Origin of the sequence: Dictyobacter kobayashii (assembly GCF_003967555.1) — a bacterium.
Lineage (GTDB): Bacteria > Chloroflexota > Ktedonobacteria > Ktedonobacterales > Ktedonobacteraceae > Dictyobacter > Dictyobacter kobayashii.
Window position 1 is genome coordinate 2,766,010 of record NZ_BIFS01000001.1, and the last position, 17,706, is coordinate 2,783,715.

General features: G+C 47.3%; 8 protein-coding genes. 2 read left to right on the forward strand and 6 right to left on the reverse strand.

Features of this window, described 5'->3' with window-relative positions; genetic code table 11:
- Positions 1 to 57 precede the first annotated feature (57 nt).
- The gene (locus EL645_RS12180; protein ID WP_126550339.1) at positions 58 to 3,588 is read right to left on the reverse strand and encodes a WD40 domain-containing protein; all 3,531 of its coding nucleotides are present in this window, start codon (positions 3,586 to 3,588) and stop codon (positions 58 to 60) included.
- Positions 3,589 to 3,792: 204 nt separating this feature from the next.
- A complete protein-coding gene (gene add, locus EL645_RS12185; RefSeq protein ID WP_126550341.1) occupies positions 3,793 to 5,055 on the reverse strand; it encodes an adenosine deaminase in 1,263 nt (420 codons plus the stop codon).
- An 842-nt stretch (positions 5,056 to 5,897) separates the two neighbouring features.
- On the opposite strand from add, the gene EL645_RS12190 reads away from it, so the two are divergent.
- Together EL645_RS12190 and EL645_RS12195 are read left to right on the forward strand one after the other, a co-directional pair.
- Entirely contained in the window at positions 5,898 to 6,200 is a 303-nt protein-coding gene (locus tag EL645_RS12190; RefSeq protein WP_126550343.1) for a hypothetical protein, read from the forward strand.
- Between the two features lie 106 nt (positions 6,201 to 6,306).
- Positions 6,307 to 7,572 (forward strand): serine/threonine protein kinase, encoded by a 1,266-nt coding sequence (locus EL645_RS12195; protein WP_126550345.1) that lies wholly within the window; start codon positions 6,307 to 6,309, stop codon positions 7,570 to 7,572.
- A 135-nt stretch (positions 7,573 to 7,707) separates the two neighbouring features.
- Here the strand turns inward: EL645_RS12195 and EL645_RS12200 are convergent, their stop codons facing one another.
- From EL645_RS12200 to EL645_RS12215, 4 genes are all read right to left on the reverse strand, one after another.
- A complete protein-coding gene (locus EL645_RS12200; RefSeq protein ID WP_126550347.1) occupies positions 7,708 to 9,915 on the reverse strand; it encodes a hypothetical protein in 2,208 nt (735 codons plus the stop codon).
- A gap of 49 nt (positions 9,916 to 9,964) precedes the next feature.
- On the reverse strand, positions 9,965 to 10,876 hold the full coding sequence (locus tag EL645_RS12205; protein ID WP_126550349.1) for an AfsR/SARP family transcriptional regulator: 912 nt from the start codon (positions 10,874 to 10,876) through the stop codon (positions 9,965 to 9,967).
- Between the two features lie 199 nt (positions 10,877 to 11,075).
- A complete protein-coding gene (locus EL645_RS12210) occupies positions 11,076 to 14,612 on the reverse strand; it encodes a DUF4132 domain-containing protein (RefSeq protein ID WP_126550351.1) in 3,537 nt (1,178 codons plus the stop codon).
- Positions 14,613 to 14,938: 326 nt separating this feature from the next.
- Positions 14,939 to 17,518, reverse strand: a complete 2,580-nt coding sequence (locus tag EL645_RS12215; protein ID WP_126550353.1) for a metallophosphoesterase family protein — start codon at positions 17,516 to 17,518, stop codon at positions 14,939 to 14,941.
- Positions 17,519 to 17,706 lie beyond the last annotated feature (188 nt).

A 17,706-nucleotide genomic window follows, 5' to 3' on the forward strand; every position in this document is an offset into this window, starting at 1 on the left:
TGATGTTTGGTGAAGTTGCTGACTGCTGATACATTGACTGCTATGTGTGTTTACCGCTCATCTTGTTTCGATGGCTCCCAATAGCTTGAGTGCCGTCTTTTGAGCATCAGTTAAACCACGAGCCCTGGTAATATTCATCCCTTCGTATGGTCGCTCGTTTCTCAGGTTACGCAGACATCTCCCATTTTGAATATTCCAGAGCTTGATAATCCCTTCGTGACCACTACTGGCAAGTATCTCACCATCAGGGCGGAAGGCGACGGAATAGATCCAGTGTGTATGCCCTTTTAATGTGCGGATACAACTGCCATCTGCGACATTCCATATCCGTATCGTTAGATCGGCTCCGCCGCTTGCAAGCAGTTTACCATCAGGGCTAAAAGCGATGGAAAAGATTTTGTCCCCATGGCCGCGCAAGGTTCGCAACTCTGTACCTGTATGCGCATCCCAGAGCTTAATGGTCTGATCCTGGCTGCCGCTGGCTAATAATATTCCATCGGGATGTATCGTTACAGAACTTACGCCTTTTTCGTGTCCGGTCAATGTATGTAAACACGTACCAGTAGTAATGTCCCATACACGAATATCTGTATCATCACTCCCACTGGCTAACCATGTCCCATCAGGACTGAAGGCGACGGAACCAACCCAATGGGTATGGCCGAGCAGCGTCTTTAGTTCTTGCTTGAGATATACATCCCAGAGCTTGACGGTCTGATCCTGACTGCCACTGGCCAGCAACGCCCCATCAGGACTGAAGGCGACGGAACCAACCCAGCTGTTGTGGCCCCGCAACATTTTGATCTCTGTGTCCGCTTGAACGTCCCAGAGGCGTACCGATGTATCATCACTGCCACTGGCCAGTGTATTGCCATCAGGACTAAAGGCAACCGACCAGATCCAGTGTTGATGGCCGTGGAAATTGGTAATCGGGATGTCAATCTGGCTGCGAAGACTCCATAGGTGTACCAGTTGGTCGGCTCCACCACTGGCTAGCAGTTTGCCATCAGGGCTAAACGTGACCGAGCGTATCCAGTCTGTATGCCCTTGCAGCGTTTTTAAGCTGTTGCCTGAATGAACGTCCCAGAGGCGCACTGTCTGGTCATCACTGCCACTAATAACTGTCTGCCCATCTACACTGAATGTCACCGACCACACTCGTCCTGTATGGCCAGACAATGTCCTTAAGTGTTGCCCCGTATCAGCCTGCCACAACATGATCGTCTGATCTGTGCTTCCGCTGGCAATAATGCCATTTACACTGAAGGCAATCGATCGCACCCAATTGGTATGACCTCTTAGCGTTTTAAGTCTGTTGCCGGACGCGACTTCCCAGATCAAGATTGTATGGTCGGCGCTGCCACTGGCCAGCAGCTTGCCATCAGGGCTGAAGGCGATGGCATATACCCAGCCGGTGTGCCCTTGTAAAATGCTGCACTTTTCAGTTTCAATTTCCCAGATGCGAATTGTTTTATCTGCGCTGCCACTGGCCAGAAATCTGCCATCAGGACTGAAGGCAATCGATCGTATCCACTCTGTATGTCCTGTTAATTCACTGATTTTACCGGTTGTGAGATCCCTGAGCCATAAGATCCCATCATCTCCGCCTGTGGCCACTAGCTCGCCATCAGGACTGAAGGCAATGGTGTAAACCAGGCTGGGATATGGGATCTTTTGAATGCATACACCAGTATCTACTTCCCAGATACGTACTGTCTGGTCATCACTACCGCTGGCCAGCAGCTTACCATCAGGACTAAATGCTATAGCGTTTACCCAGTCTGTGTGTCCTAGTAAATCCTGAAAGGGTCTGCTGTTCTCGTTTTCCCACAGGCGGATATCGCCATTGTCAGTTCCTGCCGCCATCAGTTTGCCGTCAGGGCTCATGGTGAGGGTCAGAATACTGCCAATAGTATCGGTGAAGACCGAATCTGCCAGGTTGGCATCTGAAAAATTTACTTGTGGCAGTGCAACTCCCTGTAGAAATGCTTGCCGTATAGTAAGCCTGGAGAAATCTGCTCCTCGTAGATCTGCTCCTGATTGGATCAAGAGATTAATGATATTACCTGCCGCATAGTTAATTGTGTCGGGGATTGTTGTGAGCAGCTCTTTTAGCAATTTCTCACTTTCTGATTGCCCCAACTGCGTTTTGAGCCAATGGATAATAGGTGTGAGGATCAGGAGGCGTTGTGTCTCTCTGAGGTAATCTTTCGTTTGTGCTAATAACAGCGCATGTGTGAGAAAAATCTCTAGTTTTTGGCTCCGCAATTCTTGACAAATCTGCTCGACGAGGTGATCCGTTACATATTCCATGATAACAGGTTGCAAGGTGAAATCTGTGCGTTCGCCGATTTCAATTAGCGAACGCCGCCCCAAAGAACTGATCGCGTCCGTTACACGATTAGAATTTATACCCAGGATCAAGTTGCTTTTTAACTCATTACGGCTAATCGCTTCACGTTTGATGGCGATCCAATACATAATGCTGCGCTCTACCTCTGATAGACGCAGAAATTGTTCTTCTAAAATACCCTGGATATCTCCAGAGATCGTGTCATTTCCACTTAGAAAAAGGGCAATGTCACCCCCAAACAATTGTTGGATTGGCTCTGCTATTAATTTTAGGGCTAGAGGATTACCTCTATAAAATTCAATTAGCTCTACCCAATCTTTTGTCTCTCCAACCAGCTGGCGGTCCTGAAGGATTTGTTTGACTTCCTGATAGTTAAGTCCATCTAGAGCCATCGAGGTAGCTGATGCGTTCGCCCCTTCCAGCCGGACCATCTCTCGCGGTTTCTCTCGACTGGTAATTATAATGCAGCTCTGGTGGTCTGTTTCTCCCAGGCGCTGCAAGAGTTTGCCGTAACCCTCGTATTTGTCTCTATATTCTCCAGCTCTTTCACCGCTTTGCATAGTTGTTTCGAAGTTATCTAACACTATGAGGCAGCGATGCTCGCTCAATAATTCCAGGAGGCGATCAATAAGGAACGGTAACCAGCTATCTTCATCCTCTGGGATGTCGAGTGGCTGTTGATCAGACAAAAAGCGTATGCACTCTTCTAATACTTTCCGGAGGGGTGGCGCGTCCAATAATGAGCGCCAGAAGGCATACTCAAATGTATTTTTGATATTAGTGGCTAACTTGGCAGCTAAAGATGTTTTGCCTATTCCTCCAAGTCCCAGAATTGCAATAACTTTGTATTTGTTCTCCGAAATGTATGGTTCGAGTTGTTGTAATTCTTTTACCCTCCCCCAAAAATTATATGTTGTAGGGGCCGTTCTCCAATCTTCTTTTACTATGTGATCCTTCAATATATTGCCAATCTGGAGCACATCACTCAGGTTAAACTCTAGAGATGTTGATGGTGTATATCCTGCCGCCTCAAAAAAAAGTAATCGTGTCTCTCCGCTGAGATCCAGTGCATTTGCCAGTTCCGTTACAGTGGCCTTTGATGGAGCGCTTCGTTCGCCACGGCTCAGCAGGCTAATATAGCCAGGTGTGACATTAGCTCGCTGCGCTAAATCCTTTTTGCTGATCTGCTTTTGGATACGAAGTTCTTCCAATAGCTCGTGAAATTGCTTTTTCATATATCCCCTATGAAGATCCACCAGGGCTTTGTTAAAAATAGTTTATTGCCTCATCTACTTTTTTTGTGATGGATGATTGCTCCAACTAGCCTTGTCCTACAATTACCAATCTACGCTGGTATTCTGATTAGTATTAGTAGATGCGCGCAGTCAAAGCCCTACCAGAGTCTCTTTACTCTAATTTATGAAAAAACGCTAAAAAAACTACGAATGAACCGGTTCCTTGTTTTCACTCCGTTCAACACGTGATAGCATGGGTCCTCCCTCATCATCTATTATAGGTAGCTTGATTAGTGGCGTTGGCTCAACTTGCAGCTCTGCGAATTCATCTGCAAAGCTTTTTTCCATTTGTTTTTTCTGGTCCGCTGGTAGAAATGAATTTTGGATGGCTGTGAGGCTCATCCTGGCTAGATCATTAATTGTAAATCCCAGGTAGTCAAATGCAAGCTGATATTCTTTTGTGAGTGTTGTACCGAATATACCTGGATCATCTGTATTGAGCGTTAAAAGAACTCCTCTATCCCAAAAATTGCGTAGTGGATGCTCTGTTATATCAGGTACCCGCTGCGTCTTTATATTGCTGGTGAGACAGATTTCAAGCATAAACTTCCCCAGTTTTAGATTTTCAATCAAGTTATCTTTCTTAATTGAGCTGATACCGTGCCCAATGCGTCTGGGAAAAGGCGTCTCCGAATGTAGCAAAAGCATTTCCATCGCATCTTCCACGCTTATATAATATAAATTGCTTTTATCATCTAGTTTTTCACCCGCATGGAAAATGAAGGGAATGTCTGTCGTAATTTCTGACTTGATCACACTTTGAAAGATAGAGGCCATATTGTCTCCCCTTTCATGTCCTGCAAGCCCCAGGGCTACTACAAATTTTTTGCCTCTCTCCCCATCCCTTTCTTTTTTGCACCATTCCGCTATCGTTTGGTAATACTCGATCGATCGAGACACATCAGTTGGTACTGCATAATTGTTGAAGTCACGGTCATGGTCCAGAATGAAGCGCATCTCAACACCACATGCTTTTTTTGCCTCTTCTGCCCCGGTGATAATTGCATCCATTAGAACAGGAAAATCTAGCTGCTTTTTTTGTTGGTAGAGACCAGTGTACATGCCTGGGGAAAAGGTGACCTCTATATAGCGTATATTTTCTTCTTTTGCATCGAGACCTAATTCTCTGGTAACTTGCGTGAAATCTTCTGGTTTACATAGTACTGAGGCATAATCGTCGACGCGTTTCATGAATTGGGAGAAATTGGCAAATTGATTTTGTTCTTTGAGGCTCTCTACATCCGAAAAATGCAGCTTGATGTTATTCTTCCTGCCCAGTGAGAGCAGTGTTTGGGGACGAATAGATCCCTCCAAATGCACATGTAAATCGGCTTTGGGGAGTCTTTTGATCTTTTCACGCTGGGTTAATTTATCAGGGTCCACTGGATCCTGATCAGTCTTTTGCATACGCGCTACTTCTCCATCTCTGTTGACTTTGGCCACAAATCAATGCCTGGTTGTGCCTCTCGACGGTGAGGTGGACAAAGATGGAAATAAAAAATGGCTATATAATTCCTCTTTTTTATGAAAATATAGCTTTTTGTCGCCCATCGCCGTTGATGCTATATAACTCTAATCGATTATGGCCTTACAATTGAAGCGTATCTTGTCAGCTCAAACTGCATCAAGCATCTCAACGATTCTACATTTACTGGCAATGGACTTTTTGGGGCTCTACAATGATCTACTTTACCAGTCATTTTTTTGTAAAAAGAGTTAACGCGGTGGTGATAATGTGTATGCTGATGAATGAACAGGCTGTCAGTGAAAGATCCGCTTCTTAACTTAGTTAGAGTATACCATCTCTTAATAAATTTTAAAATTACTTGTGGAGAACGTAAAGTTACTTATAGTAACCCTTGCAAATTTTATACGAACCTATTATACTTGTCAATAGTTACTAGTAGTAACTTTAAGATTACTGGTTAATTTTACTGTATCTTCCACTTTGTACTGAGTACAGATACATAATGTGGCCTATATTCTACTTTAAAACATTGATATGAGGATGGTTTAAGGAAGAATATACGCAGCAGTATATGCGATCAACTCGCGGCTTCTGCCAATAGCCGAAAGATTCGCATTCAGTGTTCCTCAAGAGAAACGTGCGTTGTCGTACGACGATACTCTTATGCAACTTCTCTGTAATCTGTTACCAAAGAATGCTCTACGATGGGCTCACAATCCTCTCTAAAAGTTAGATTTGAACCGTATAGATTGCTTTTTGGGAGTAGAAGCAGGAGGTTCCTATGCTCAGTACTATGAAGATGTTTCTGGCTGTTGTGCCAGTAATAATGGCTACAATTGTCTTCTGTTCGTTGCTACCTGCTCTTACATTGCTAGAAATTTTTCTGGTATCTATTGGAATGTTAATCCTCCTTACTCTCCATATATGGGTTGTGCGGGAGATCATCAAGTTAATAGATTTTAGGCATCGTTTAAAACTTCAACAGGAACTCCGCGAAATAGATTTTGAGCGCGCCAAGCAGCAGCGACAAATTTCCGATATTCGTTCCCAACGTGCCAATCGCGGCCGTAATCACTTTCGTTAGTTGTCTTAAGTTAGATAATCACCAGCATCTGATTGTGCAGGTGCTGGTAAAACGATATTGCTAGCACACATATCGCTTGTAGGCCAGGCCTACAAAGGAGTGTTCAATGAAAGATGCTCAGACTTTTATTGATGCAAAGCAGTTAGGTAACTATCAACTTGTGAAATGGTTAGGGCGCGGAGGATTTGCTGATGTATATCTGGGAAGGCATGTCTTTCTGGGTACATGGGCGGCTATCAAAGTTTTGCATATTGAACTTACCCATTCAGAGAGGAAAGCCTTTGTAAATGAGGCCCGTATCTCTGCGCATCTACAGCATCCTCATATTGTACAGGTATTGGATTTTGGTTTTGAGGGTCACATTCCATTTCTGGTGATGGCTTATGCTTCTAATGGTACCTTGCGCCAGCTTCATCCACCTGGTTCTCAATTGGATTTGCCGACCATCGTTTTCTATGTCGATCAGATTTCGGAGGCACTGCAATATATGCATGATAGAGGCTATATCCATAGAGATATTAAGCCTGAGAATATTTTGTTAGGTGCCAGGAATACGTTGTTGTTGAGCGATTTTAGCATTTCTGTTGCCACGCGCAATGGCTTCTCTCTGTCGCAGACTTGCATTGGTACCGTACCGTATATGGCTCCTGAATTGCTCCAGGCACGCGTTCAGCCTTGCGTGGCCAGCGATCAGTATGCCCTGGGAATTATGATATACGAATGGTTATATGGATGTGTGCCTTTCAATGGTACTATCGATGATATTATCTATCAGCATCTCACGGTACTACCAGCCTCAATCTGTCCTGATTCTTCACTGGTCTCGCAGGCAGTCAAAAATGTTGTCTTTAAGGCGCTTGAGAAGGATCCAGCACACCGTTTTGAAAATATTGCGGCATTTGCCCAGGCATTGCGCGCTGCTTGCGCAGGTGAGGTTCTGGCCTTGTCGCATCATGATTATATGCCAACTTTGCCTGCTAATGCTGCTACATTTGTGAATATAGAGACTCCCTCTTTGCCTCGAACGCGTGAAGGCTATTGGAGGAGAAGATACAATAGCTGGCAGGAAATTACTTCTTGCTTTTCTATTACATTACTTATTAGCTTTTCAATAGCATGTATCCTCAACCTGCTAAAAGTTGAAGCTCTACTTTTACAGATGCTACTGGTGCTGTATATGGTTGTTTTTCCCATTGCATGGGCAATGATTAAGAAAAATCGCCCGCTGTTCTTCTTGTCTTGGAGTTTCGTCACTGTTGCCTTTATCCTGGCCTGGATCTCGCATCTTTTAATGCTATTCATTGTACTTTATGTGATTATGCTGTTTGTATGCCTGTTGATTACATTCGCTGTTACCTTGAGCTACACATAGTGTTTTAGAGCGATTGTGTGTGCCTGATTGTATTAAGAGGTTGAAAATTTTGTGTATGTGTGCAACCTTCTGGCAACATGTTTTTGTGAGCAGGACTTCACAGCTGGCTGCATTGCGACTGTGAGGTCCTGTTTTTTATGAGCGTTTCTTTTTGCGGACTTTGTGTTTTTTGCGTGGTATTTGATAGAGATATTGTTGATATCCACCGTCCTCGTCCTCATCTTCATTGTTGTTATCCCACTGGTAGTTGCTATATACCTGTTCTTTCTTGCGCTCTAGTTTGCGGGGACAGGTGTTTCCTATGTTTACCCCGAGTATTTTTAAGATGTCTTCGATGGGATGGTTGATGCTTTCTTCTGCGGTGATGGTGCGACCGTAAGCTGAGCCGTATTCTTTGCGCTCTGTATTGACCTGGCTGCGTAGTTGCGCGATGAGTTCCTCGGGAAGAAATTCCTGGGCGGTGCGAAATGGGAGGTGGAAGATGTATTTGGCGCTGGCACTTTCATAATGGAAGCTGATCAGGCTGAGCCCTTCAGGATCTAGTTTGCGCTGGTCGCTTTTATCCAGGTCGTTCCAGGTGTTGATGTGACGATGGCGGCTGATTGCTAGCTCCAAAATGTCGCCGGGGAAGATAAGCAGTTCCTCTAGTTGCTGATATGGGATGGGTTGGCGGCTCTGCAGGGCCTGGGCGATCAGGTTTTTGAGGTAGCCCTGTATGGCTATTTCGGCTTGCGCTTGCTCCAATATAAGCCGCAGTGTTTTGTTCTGTTGGCTGAATGGTTGACTGGTAATGCGCTGAAAGAGCTGTATTGCTATGTTGCCATATAACGTACTGCTGTTGTCTTGTTGCTGTTCCTCCAGCGTTTCTAGCAGAAAGTCTGCCGCTATTGAGGCTGCGGTTTCAATGGCAAAGTTTTTGTGAAAAACGACGCTGCCATCTACATAGCCACCGGGCAGAATTGTGCCGTTTTCATATGCCTGCATGAGAAACAGGGCTTTGATCTTGTAGAGGCCTTGCCGGTCATCATAATACAGGCGGTCGGAGGCTTTGGCCCAGTGGTTGAGGTGGTTGAGCTGGAACAGGGTCTGTTCAATCTGTTGCGCATAGCAGAGCCATATCAGGCGGCCAGGTAAGATGTTGCCAATTTCGTTGGCCTGTGGTGGATAGACCGGATTGCTGGCTGTCTCCCAGCCTGTTACCAGCCGATTGCTTATCTTTGCCTCTGGCTCTTTTGCGATCAGGTTGTGGAGCTGATGGGCCAGCAGATATATCTCTTCGCGGAAGCGCAGGTTATTGCCCGTTGAGCGTAAGAAAAGTCCTGTGTTGAAGTTGCAGGGAATACGTTCGGTGGTGATGCTGGACAGTTTGGGGAGGCGCGCCATAATGGCATCGTGGAGTAGATAGCTCAATGTATTGAATGCAATGTAGGCGTATTCTTCATGTGGAGTAATTGTGAGGAGCGCATACTCTCCCATATCAACTTTGGCTGTGACTCCCTGGCAAGAGTGGCGGATGGCTACTCCTGGCATGCTTTTAAAGAGCTCGATGGCTGATCGAATGCTGGCGTCGCTGTCGTGCGTTGTGCCTTTGTTGGGCTGGTCAAGCGCATTGAGGCGCTGGTATTCTGGATGGATTAAAATCTCTTCAAGATGGAGATCAATCCAGCGGAAGAGCTCTCGTGCTATACGCATATAGCTCCCATCATTGCTGAGCAGCGCTTTCTCGCCTACTACCGATAAGAGATTGCGTGTGAAGAGGGCGTTGCGCTTCGCCCAGCGTCCTTCATGCTTCAGGCATTCCAGGCGCAGCGCTTCATCAACGGCAAATGCGTGGCAGAAATTGCGTATGTTTTCATATGTCGCCTCCTCGAAAAAGAAGTCGCGCAGAAATTGCCATTCTCCATAAATGTGGCAGTCGTTTTCGAGCAGGCTCATATCAAAGCAGTCTCGCTCCAGGGTCAGAATCTCTTTTTGCATAAAGGTTGTTTCTAACGTCTTGAGCGAGTGCTGGATTTTTTTTCGTAGCTGCTTGATCTGTTGCTTAATATTCCCGGGTAGCTTTTGAGTGCTAAATGGCTGTATAAGGGCGGCTATCTCCTTTTCTATGTCCTGCTGCTGATTGTGTTTGATCTCTTCAAGGTATGGGAGTAACAACGACTTGTGGGGCTCCTTGAGCGCTTTTAGCAACAAGTTTGTCTCCAACTGGGCTAACGAGAGCGTATCCATCGCTAGCTTTTCGCTGTACCACAGGGTGAGCTGGTTGTCTCCTACCTCTGCCCCCGTATCAATCTCCGCTAAGAATTTATAATTCCCATAGGCAAGTTTATACATTTCTACACGCATAATACCATCCCACCTTTCACTGCTCCATATCAATAAGCGCGTTGGTTTATCAAGCTATCAGGATAATTGTGAACGTAATTTGAGGTTGTAGTGTGTGATAGGCAACGCTTTTTTCACGCAGGTGTAGACCTTGCTGTAGCTGCCTGGCTATTTCCTGAGTGTAAGCCCCTGGTTCTTTCTGTTGTTCTCGCATCATTTCTGCTGAGTAGCGGTAGACATTGAGTGCTTCCTGGCGGCGTCCTTGATCGGCCAGCAGACGTATCAAGCGACATAGCGCATCCTCATCTTCTGGATAGTTCTGCAGAAAGGTGTACAGTAGTTCTTCCGCCTTGCCTGTGCGCTGATGTTTGAGATAGGCATCTACAAGCTGATAGAGAACGCGCCGTTTTGTACCCTCAATAGTCTGTCGCCGGCCCTGAGCCCACAGACAATCAGGATCTTCTTCAAGAAATTCGCCTTTGTCCAGTGCGTAGGCCGCTTCTAGATATGGTAGTGGATCATTTCCTTGTTGTTCCTGGCGTAGAGCGGTTCGTGCTAAATTGATTAATGCGTCTGCATCAACCCACAACCACGCTTGTGCCGCCAGTATAAAGTGTGTCTCTCCATTGAGGCGTCGCGTACTTAAGAGGCCTTCTGTACCAGGTGGATAAAGAATGTGTCGGCGTAAGGCTGAGGATGCTGTATCAAAGGCGTGATTCGCATTGTGCGTGTCACCAGGCCACAGGACTTTGATGATTTCTGCTTTGCTCGCTCGACGCCGTGGACTGCAAAGCAGGAACTTGAGTATGGTAAGGGCCGCTTTTCGATTCCCCAACTCTGCACTGGAGAGTGCACGATAGCGCGGGCGCTCCATACCTGATGCCACAATACAAGCCAGCGCAAATTCTCCCATTGTGGTGACGCGCAGAAAAGGATAACGAGGCTTTTCTGCCTGTTCGGCCGCATCAATCATTGCGATCATTTTTCCTCCACCTCAACATCACTTTCACACTACAATTTCCTGACCCGCTATTTATTGTTTGTTATTCTAACATGTCATGTGCTATTTGCATCTAAATCATACCATAAGTCTCAGATGACATTGTGAGGAAGTTGTGAGGAAGTTGTGAGGTTATGACTGAAGAACATCGATGTGGTGCCCTTCAGTCATGGTTGCCGGATCAGGCCTGCTGATTTCTGATTTGCTGGAGAATGCTTTCGTCTTTGATCTGGTCATCGGCTAGCAGGAGCAGTATCTTGCTGATGACTTCGCTGAGCTTGGGATCGTCTTCATTGGCAAAGGGTAGAAAAAGGCTGCTTGTTTTTTGTCCCCAGTTTTGCGGGACAATACACAGGTAGTTGCCGGGCTCAATATGGATGGCGGCAGTGAGTAGATGGATGCGATATCTGGCCAGTTTGCCCTGGATGTGGGCAAAATGTCCTTCGACGGTGACGCCAGGTAGGTTAAGGTCGGCGAATAGGGTTTCAATGAGTTCGTGGCGCCGGGTATAAAATTCGTTTGAGAAGCTATGACTGCCATCCCGTTGGGTGTGGGCGACCGAGATTATGAGGTCGGCATCGCGCATGACTTCGGAAAAGATGAGCGGGGGCACCTCATTGAGATCCAGGTTTCTCTCTATCAGGTCTGCTCGTTTGCTTGCTGGATATGGTGCGAAGTAGATGCAGTCTGTAATTGGGTTCAGGTGTGCGCCTAGATAGGGACCGGTCTCAAGGAGATTGAATGTGGCTTTGATGCCCGGGAATATTTTATAAGGTGTGATTGCACCGTAACTCTGCTCCTGCCTCCAGTCGCGACTGCTGAGTAGTTTTGAGGTGATGTGCCCGGCAATGCTGTGGCCAGCAAAACGTCTTGAGTATGGACTGCTGGCTTGCTCGGCTGGCGTTAATACATAGAGTTCTCGAAAGGCTTGCTTGATTGGTTGCACGATCTGGCGCTGTACAATGGTGCGTTGCCAGGCGCTGAGTGTGCCTGCCTGAAACAAACTGTAGGGATGTACGACTTTAACCGCCCGTGTGATGGGTTGTAGTTCGTTTTGGAGATCACGGAGAGCGAAGTGTTGGGCGTCGAAGATGCCGGTCTGGCCATCTTCTGTCCCCAGGATAAGTCCTTCGAATAAACTGCGGGCAATGGGCAGCTGGATGATCTGGCTGAGCTCGTTTGGATCGAGTAGCCGTTCGCTGCCAATGAGCTGTTCCAAGTAGTGGTTGCGCAGGCGGCTGATCTGTTCGCGCTGCACCCTGACTTTTTCTTTGGCTATCTGGTAAGTGGGGTGCTCGCGTATTTCTTTGGGTATCGTTTTATATTGTCGGGAACCACGGGTGACGTTGAGCGTAGGGATAAGGTCTTTAACCTGGATCTCCAGCAGATAGTCTCCAATCTGCCAGTTATGGCTATGCTGGTCCTCGTTGTTAGAAATCTGGGTTTCCATGTCCCATTCTAGAAAATTTACCTCGGGATAGCCTGCTGTTTTGGCCAGATTGCTGAGTCCGACTTCAATGGCGGCTTTATGGCTAACACGGCGTTGGGGCCCGTATTTTTTGCCGAGTTTGGCTGCCTCCTGCAGCTTGAGGTAGCGTTCCAGTATTTCTTCTTTTCCACGCGTAATCGGGGCGATGCCATAGGCTTTAATGGCGATCTGGCTGCCAATCTTTAGCTTTTTTTCTAGCTGTGATTCCCATCCCTGGCTGGCGGAGATCATCAGGCAGGTATGGTCAAAGACACGTGCTGTTTGAAAACACTTGACCATTTTTTTTGCCAGAGGCCTGCCGACTTGCTCGATAATGGTATTGATCTCTGCTATGTCGATCTCGCCTGAGGTTGGATCTAGCGAGTTGGGCATATCGGTGGCATAGTTGTCGTTCATGGCGGTATATTGGACATTGGTCAGGCGTTTGATTAGTTCTAGCAATGGTAGCGCCTCTTGCCATTCCAATGCTTCAATGATGAGGTTTTGTGCTTGTGGGGCCAGTGGTAGTAGCGCTGTCAGGGTTGTTTCTGGATATGTCTTTAGCTGGAGCAGGAGGTCTTTGCGTTCGGTTGGATTGAGCTCTGCAATGCCATCGGTGTGGGCCATGCTTACGATGGCGGCCTTCAATTTATTGCTCTGATCGATGTTGTCGACAATGGGGCCCAGGTTGTGCTGCTGGTGTTGTTGAGCCGCATACAAGAGATATTCTTTTCCATGTATGTATTCCGTGGATGAAGCTAGAGCGGCACCAGTCTGTGGCTTAAGGTCGCTGGCAAAGCGCGTAAAAATTTGTTTGATGTAAGGATGGTCGGACGAAAATTGATGTGTGATGTCATAAGGTGCCAGGATAACTGCAAGGGATAAGATATCTTCATCTAATGCATCGTTTTTACGCAAAATGTCAATTGGCTTTTTTATGCTATCTCTAGCTATGGTATTTATCTTGTATTTAAATGAAGTATTATAATATTCTCCATGATAGATCAAGGATTGGGTGGCGTCCAGTATGCTCAGGCTGCGCTCTGAATAAGGTAAGGCTATGAAGAGTTGGAGACAATCTCCAAGATCATTTTCTATTGAGAAGTAACAGTCCTCAGTGTTGCCAGTTTTTGTGTTTTTCACAAGTTGGATGATGCGCTGTTCTAGCTGTTCTGTCAGGTTGGTGGGTGCATAGTGGATGACGCAGGCGTTGAGAACGGTACGCATACAGGCCTGTAGCTGAATCTCTGGCAGCGTTTGTGCGCGTTCCCACCAGAGTTGTGGTTGAAAATAGAGCGTGGTGGCCATGCTACCGATCTCTTGTACGCTGAAGTTATTTGTGAATGTTTCTAGCGTTGTTTTGAGGATTTTTTGAAAGGGCTGCCTGCTCAGGCGCAGCATGAGCCAGCCGGGCGCTTCTGAAAAGCCGAAGGCCTGGTATTTTTTCTCGTTTAGAATGATGGCGATACATGAGAGTATGAGTTCGAGGAATTGGAAGAGTTGTGCTGGTAGTTGGCCGTTTTCTACACGGGCGCGTAATTTCTCTTGTTTTTGCTGTAAAATGCTGCTTTCTAGCAGATCCTGAAACTCTTCCATGCGATATAACATGACTAATTCTGGAATTGTAAGGCTGACCAGGTTCTCTCTTAGTCTGTCTCTCTCCGCTATAGTATGTTTGATGACGAGCTTTTGTCCTAGCTGGTTGAGCGCGCTACTAAAACGCATCGTTACCGCTGAGAAGCGTTCCGCCAGTTCTCTGGCTTCGCTTTCATTCATGAGCTTATCCCCTATGAGTGGTATGAGCCGAAAGAAGGTAATGGTGCTGCCCGGGTGGAAAAGTAATTTTTCATCCAGGCTGCTAATCATCTTCCCATCGGCAATAATGACATAAGCTCTTTGCTCAAAGGCATTGGTGGCTTTGCGAATCTCATTTTCCACCTGGATATCCTGGTTCTGATTTTCTAGCCTGGTAGCTTCGTTTTGAGCGAATATAACCTTCCCTTTTTTTGCCTGATCATGAATTTCTGCGTCTGTAAGGTACTGGCGTTGCAGCGCCTGCTGGGCCTGCTGGGCATCCAGTTTGCGCGTTGCCACGAGCTCACGAATCTGTTCGGTGACGGTACGGCGAATCAACTCGGTAACCGTGATCTCTTCATTGAGAATGTCCAGGATGACCGTCGGAAGTGCTGAATCAGGCGTGGTTGCCTGAAAGATACGGCTACGAACCTCAACTTTGCCTCCATTAGTCATATCATTCAATCTCCAGAATTTTTAATTTTATCAATTGCTGCATAAAGTGCTCGGATAGAATTTATGTGGCAATTGATAAAATTGTGTCTTATCCTCATGGTCTCCCGCGCTCTTTACGCTGAGTTTGAGAGCCAAAGGCGCTTAATGATTTTTCTTGTGTGGTGCAAAAAATTGCATCTATTGCAATTTTTTGCACCACACAAGAAAAAAAGCTCGGGCGCGCCAGCGCACGTATACAGGTGAGCATCAGGCTTCCAATGGAAGAAAGAATCAAATACTATCTTATGTATATATATTCCCTGGAGTAAGCAAAAAGCGGAAAAGTCCTATGGCATTGGAGGCTCATCTTCAGGACGGGGAAGTTCCAGTGTATCTGCATATTCAGCGCATTGTATCTGTTCAGGATTATTCGGGCTATACCACCATAGTCGCTGACTCACTTCTTTTTTCTCATCATCCCAGCAGAAACTGATCTCACCGATATTGTTGTAACCCACGATCAGATTGCCTGCTTTCCAGCGGCTAAGCCATTGATCATAGTTGAAGACGGCGTTCATTAATCCTGTGCGGGGCTGTTCCAGTTTGCGTTCAATCTTTTCACTTTGTTCTATGGCTTCTTCCAACAGGTTCTCGCGGGCACCTCTGAGCGTGGCTGTGTTTTGTTCTGGTATCCGGGTTGTACGTGCGCGCAGTTTTCCCTGTAGCCGGCGATTGAGAATCTGTAAGATGTTGAGTCCACCTAGCGCGGCCCGGAGCGGTCGCAGGGTGAAGCGTGTCAAATTGATATGTGGACGATGTTCATTCTCGGTTGTTCGCTGCAGGTTGTTGGTCAGGTAGCGTATGCGATAGCTGCGGCTGGGGGGAAAGTTGTCAAATGCACCTTTGAACCAGCCCCAGGCTGGCATGACTATCTCGCTGGGTGAGCGATGGGCTGCGATCAGGCGCGGGATCGCCCACCAGAACCGGTAGCTTTGCTTTCTGATTGTTGTAAGCAGGTAGTTAAGGGTGTGGTGGTCGTGCCCGCGAATGTCCCAGACAAAGAAGTCTAGTCGGGGCTCTTTCCCTCCTCGCAGTAGTGAGCGCAGGCGGGGATAGCCAATGGCCAGGACAGAAATTTGTGAACCGGAACCTTCGTTGCAGTAAGGACTGGAGGTGAAGTTGATGAATTTCGCGCTTTGCCTGGTCCGGGTGTCCCAGTATTCGAGGCTGGAGCCAAAGGCATAATGTACGTCGCCAGACAGAAAGACGACCCGTTTAAGGTTACTGATGGTGCGTAAAAAGATCTGGAAGGTTCCCCATTCGAGGGCCCAGGCTTCACGGTCGAAGGCGTAGTTGTCTTTGACGCGCCAGCGACTCCAGAATTGTACTGTTTCTACGAAGTCGATGCCGATGACGGGGGCGGCTGAGATGATCAATGTGACTTCCGCCTCTTCATATTTGATGTCTTCAATCTGGGTTTGCATCGCACTCTCTGAGAGCAGCCCCGGAAAATCTTTAGGCGTGCGGTAGTACCTGTGGGTGCGTGTATCCATGATGATCATCTGGTAGTTGGGACCTTCATAACTGTAGTGCCAGCGCAGGGATCGATCGGGGTGCTGCAGCGAACCCTGGCCGCGAAAGTGATCTGGCATGCCAATGGTCTGGGCGATGGTCTCTGCCTGCCTATCGTTCTCGTTGCCTCGCCAGTTATCGACGGCTGTTAGCAGGGCGGCGCCATCTGCTTCGGTAAATTGCTGTGGCGTATTGCCCCAGGCCTGGCATAGCGCATAGGCGAGCAGTCCATTACGGATGATGCGTCTTCCCAGTGGCTTTTTTAGTACTTGCTGACACCAGTTCCCATCTAAAAACCAGTCGTCGGTGACGTCGTGATCGTCACAGATCATGTACGTGGCGATGTTGGCCAGGGCCCGTCTGACTTTGGGTAGGGTGTTGCGAAAACTTGTTAGTTGTTGGAGCTCTTCTCGGTAACGAGCTTGTTCTTTTGCCTGCGTAATGCTCTCGGCATGAACCCCTGGATAGAGCCAGGCCCAGAAGTCTTCGACGCTCAGTAGTTCTTTGGGCCATAGTACATCGGACCAGCTAAATAGGTACATGGCGATGTATTCGGCGAAGGAGATCAGGTGGTTATCTGCATGACCTGTGGTGAATCTGGCCTGGTTGAGAATGATATTTTTGCGCATGCTGGGGAAAAATTTATCTACCGGGAGTTGAGAACCTGGCATGATCTCTTCTTGATTGCCTGCCAGTAGCACCTTTCCTGCATCCGTTAGCGTGTGTAGCAGGGACGTGGCGACATCATCGGCATAGATCTGGTCTCCGGTCATGTAGAGTTGCTGTGGCCGTGCTGTGCCGTTCTGCTCGCAGGCAGTGGCGATCAGGTTATCGACCGCCGATAAGGTCTCTTTGCCGGTTCCGTGTGCCTTGCGACAGGAGCCATGGATGATGCGCAGGTCGTGTACATGTTTGGCGGGCAGCAGGAAACCTGGTAGTGGCTCTCCCGGATAACAGATGCGCTGTAGTGGTTGCGTCTCGTTGGGATCGGCGGTAAGGATGCCAGGTGTGGCCAGGTGCGCCATTTCTGCGCCTGGTTGCTGCTCTTTAGCACTAAAGTAGAGGTTATAATAATAGAGCTCGCCCCAATTTAACTTTTGCTCAGTGCTGGTTATGCTGGCTGTTACAGCTACTAAGTGCAGGTTATCTCCTATGCGAATAGTGGCGTGGGTGCCTCGCGCTTGCTCTTGCAATTGGGCGTGCTCATCTTTAGCATAGATGCATAAGGTTACGTTGCGTGCTTCTTTTAGCGCCAACCAGACCGTTACCTGCTCAGGTTCTACCCTTCTAACAATTGGCCCGGCTAAAATAAGTGGAAGCCGTTCTATGCGTTCTGCCAGTGATGTCCAGGACATAAGAAATAACTCTCCATAACTGCTCTTGGTAGCATGTGCTAGTTAAAAATAATGTTTACGTTATTTGATTGCCGCCACCAGGACCGCCATATTACTGCCAGTGGCGTGGAACTATTTTAAGCTCAAACATTCACTACTAATACGGTCCGGCTTTAACTTCGGTCGCAATTGGCTGACCTTTTTCCTGC

Excerpts from the sequence above, each read along its gene's own strand:
- EL645_RS12180 (WP_126550339.1), bottom strand. The coding sequence starts at position 3,588 with ATGAAAAAGCAATTTCACGAGCTATTGGAAGAACTTCGTATCCAAAAG.
- add (WP_126550341.1), bottom strand. The coding sequence starts at position 5,055 with ATGCAAAAGACTGATCAGGATCCAGTGGACCCTGATAAATTAACCCAG.
- EL645_RS12190 (WP_126550343.1), top strand. The coding sequence starts at position 5,898 with ATGCTCAGTACTATGAAGATGTTTCTGGCTGTTGTGCCAGTAATAATG.
- EL645_RS12195 (WP_126550345.1), top strand. The coding sequence starts at position 6,307 with ATGAAAGATGCTCAGACTTTTATTGATGCAAAGCAGTTAGGTAACTAT.
- EL645_RS12200 (WP_126550347.1), bottom strand. The coding sequence starts at position 9,915 with ATGCGTGTAGAAATGTATAAACTTGCCTATGGGAATTATAAATTCTTA.
- EL645_RS12205 (WP_126550349.1), bottom strand. The coding sequence starts at position 10,876 with ATGATCGCAATGATTGATGCGGCCGAACAGGCAGAAAAGCCTCGTTAT.
- EL645_RS12210 (WP_126550351.1), bottom strand. The coding sequence starts at position 14,612 with ATGACTAATGGAGGCAAAGTTGAGGTTCGTAGCCGTATCTTTCAGGCA.
- EL645_RS12215 (WP_126550353.1), bottom strand. The coding sequence starts at position 17,518 with ATGTCCTGGACATCACTGGCAGAACGCATAGAACGGCTTCCACTTATT.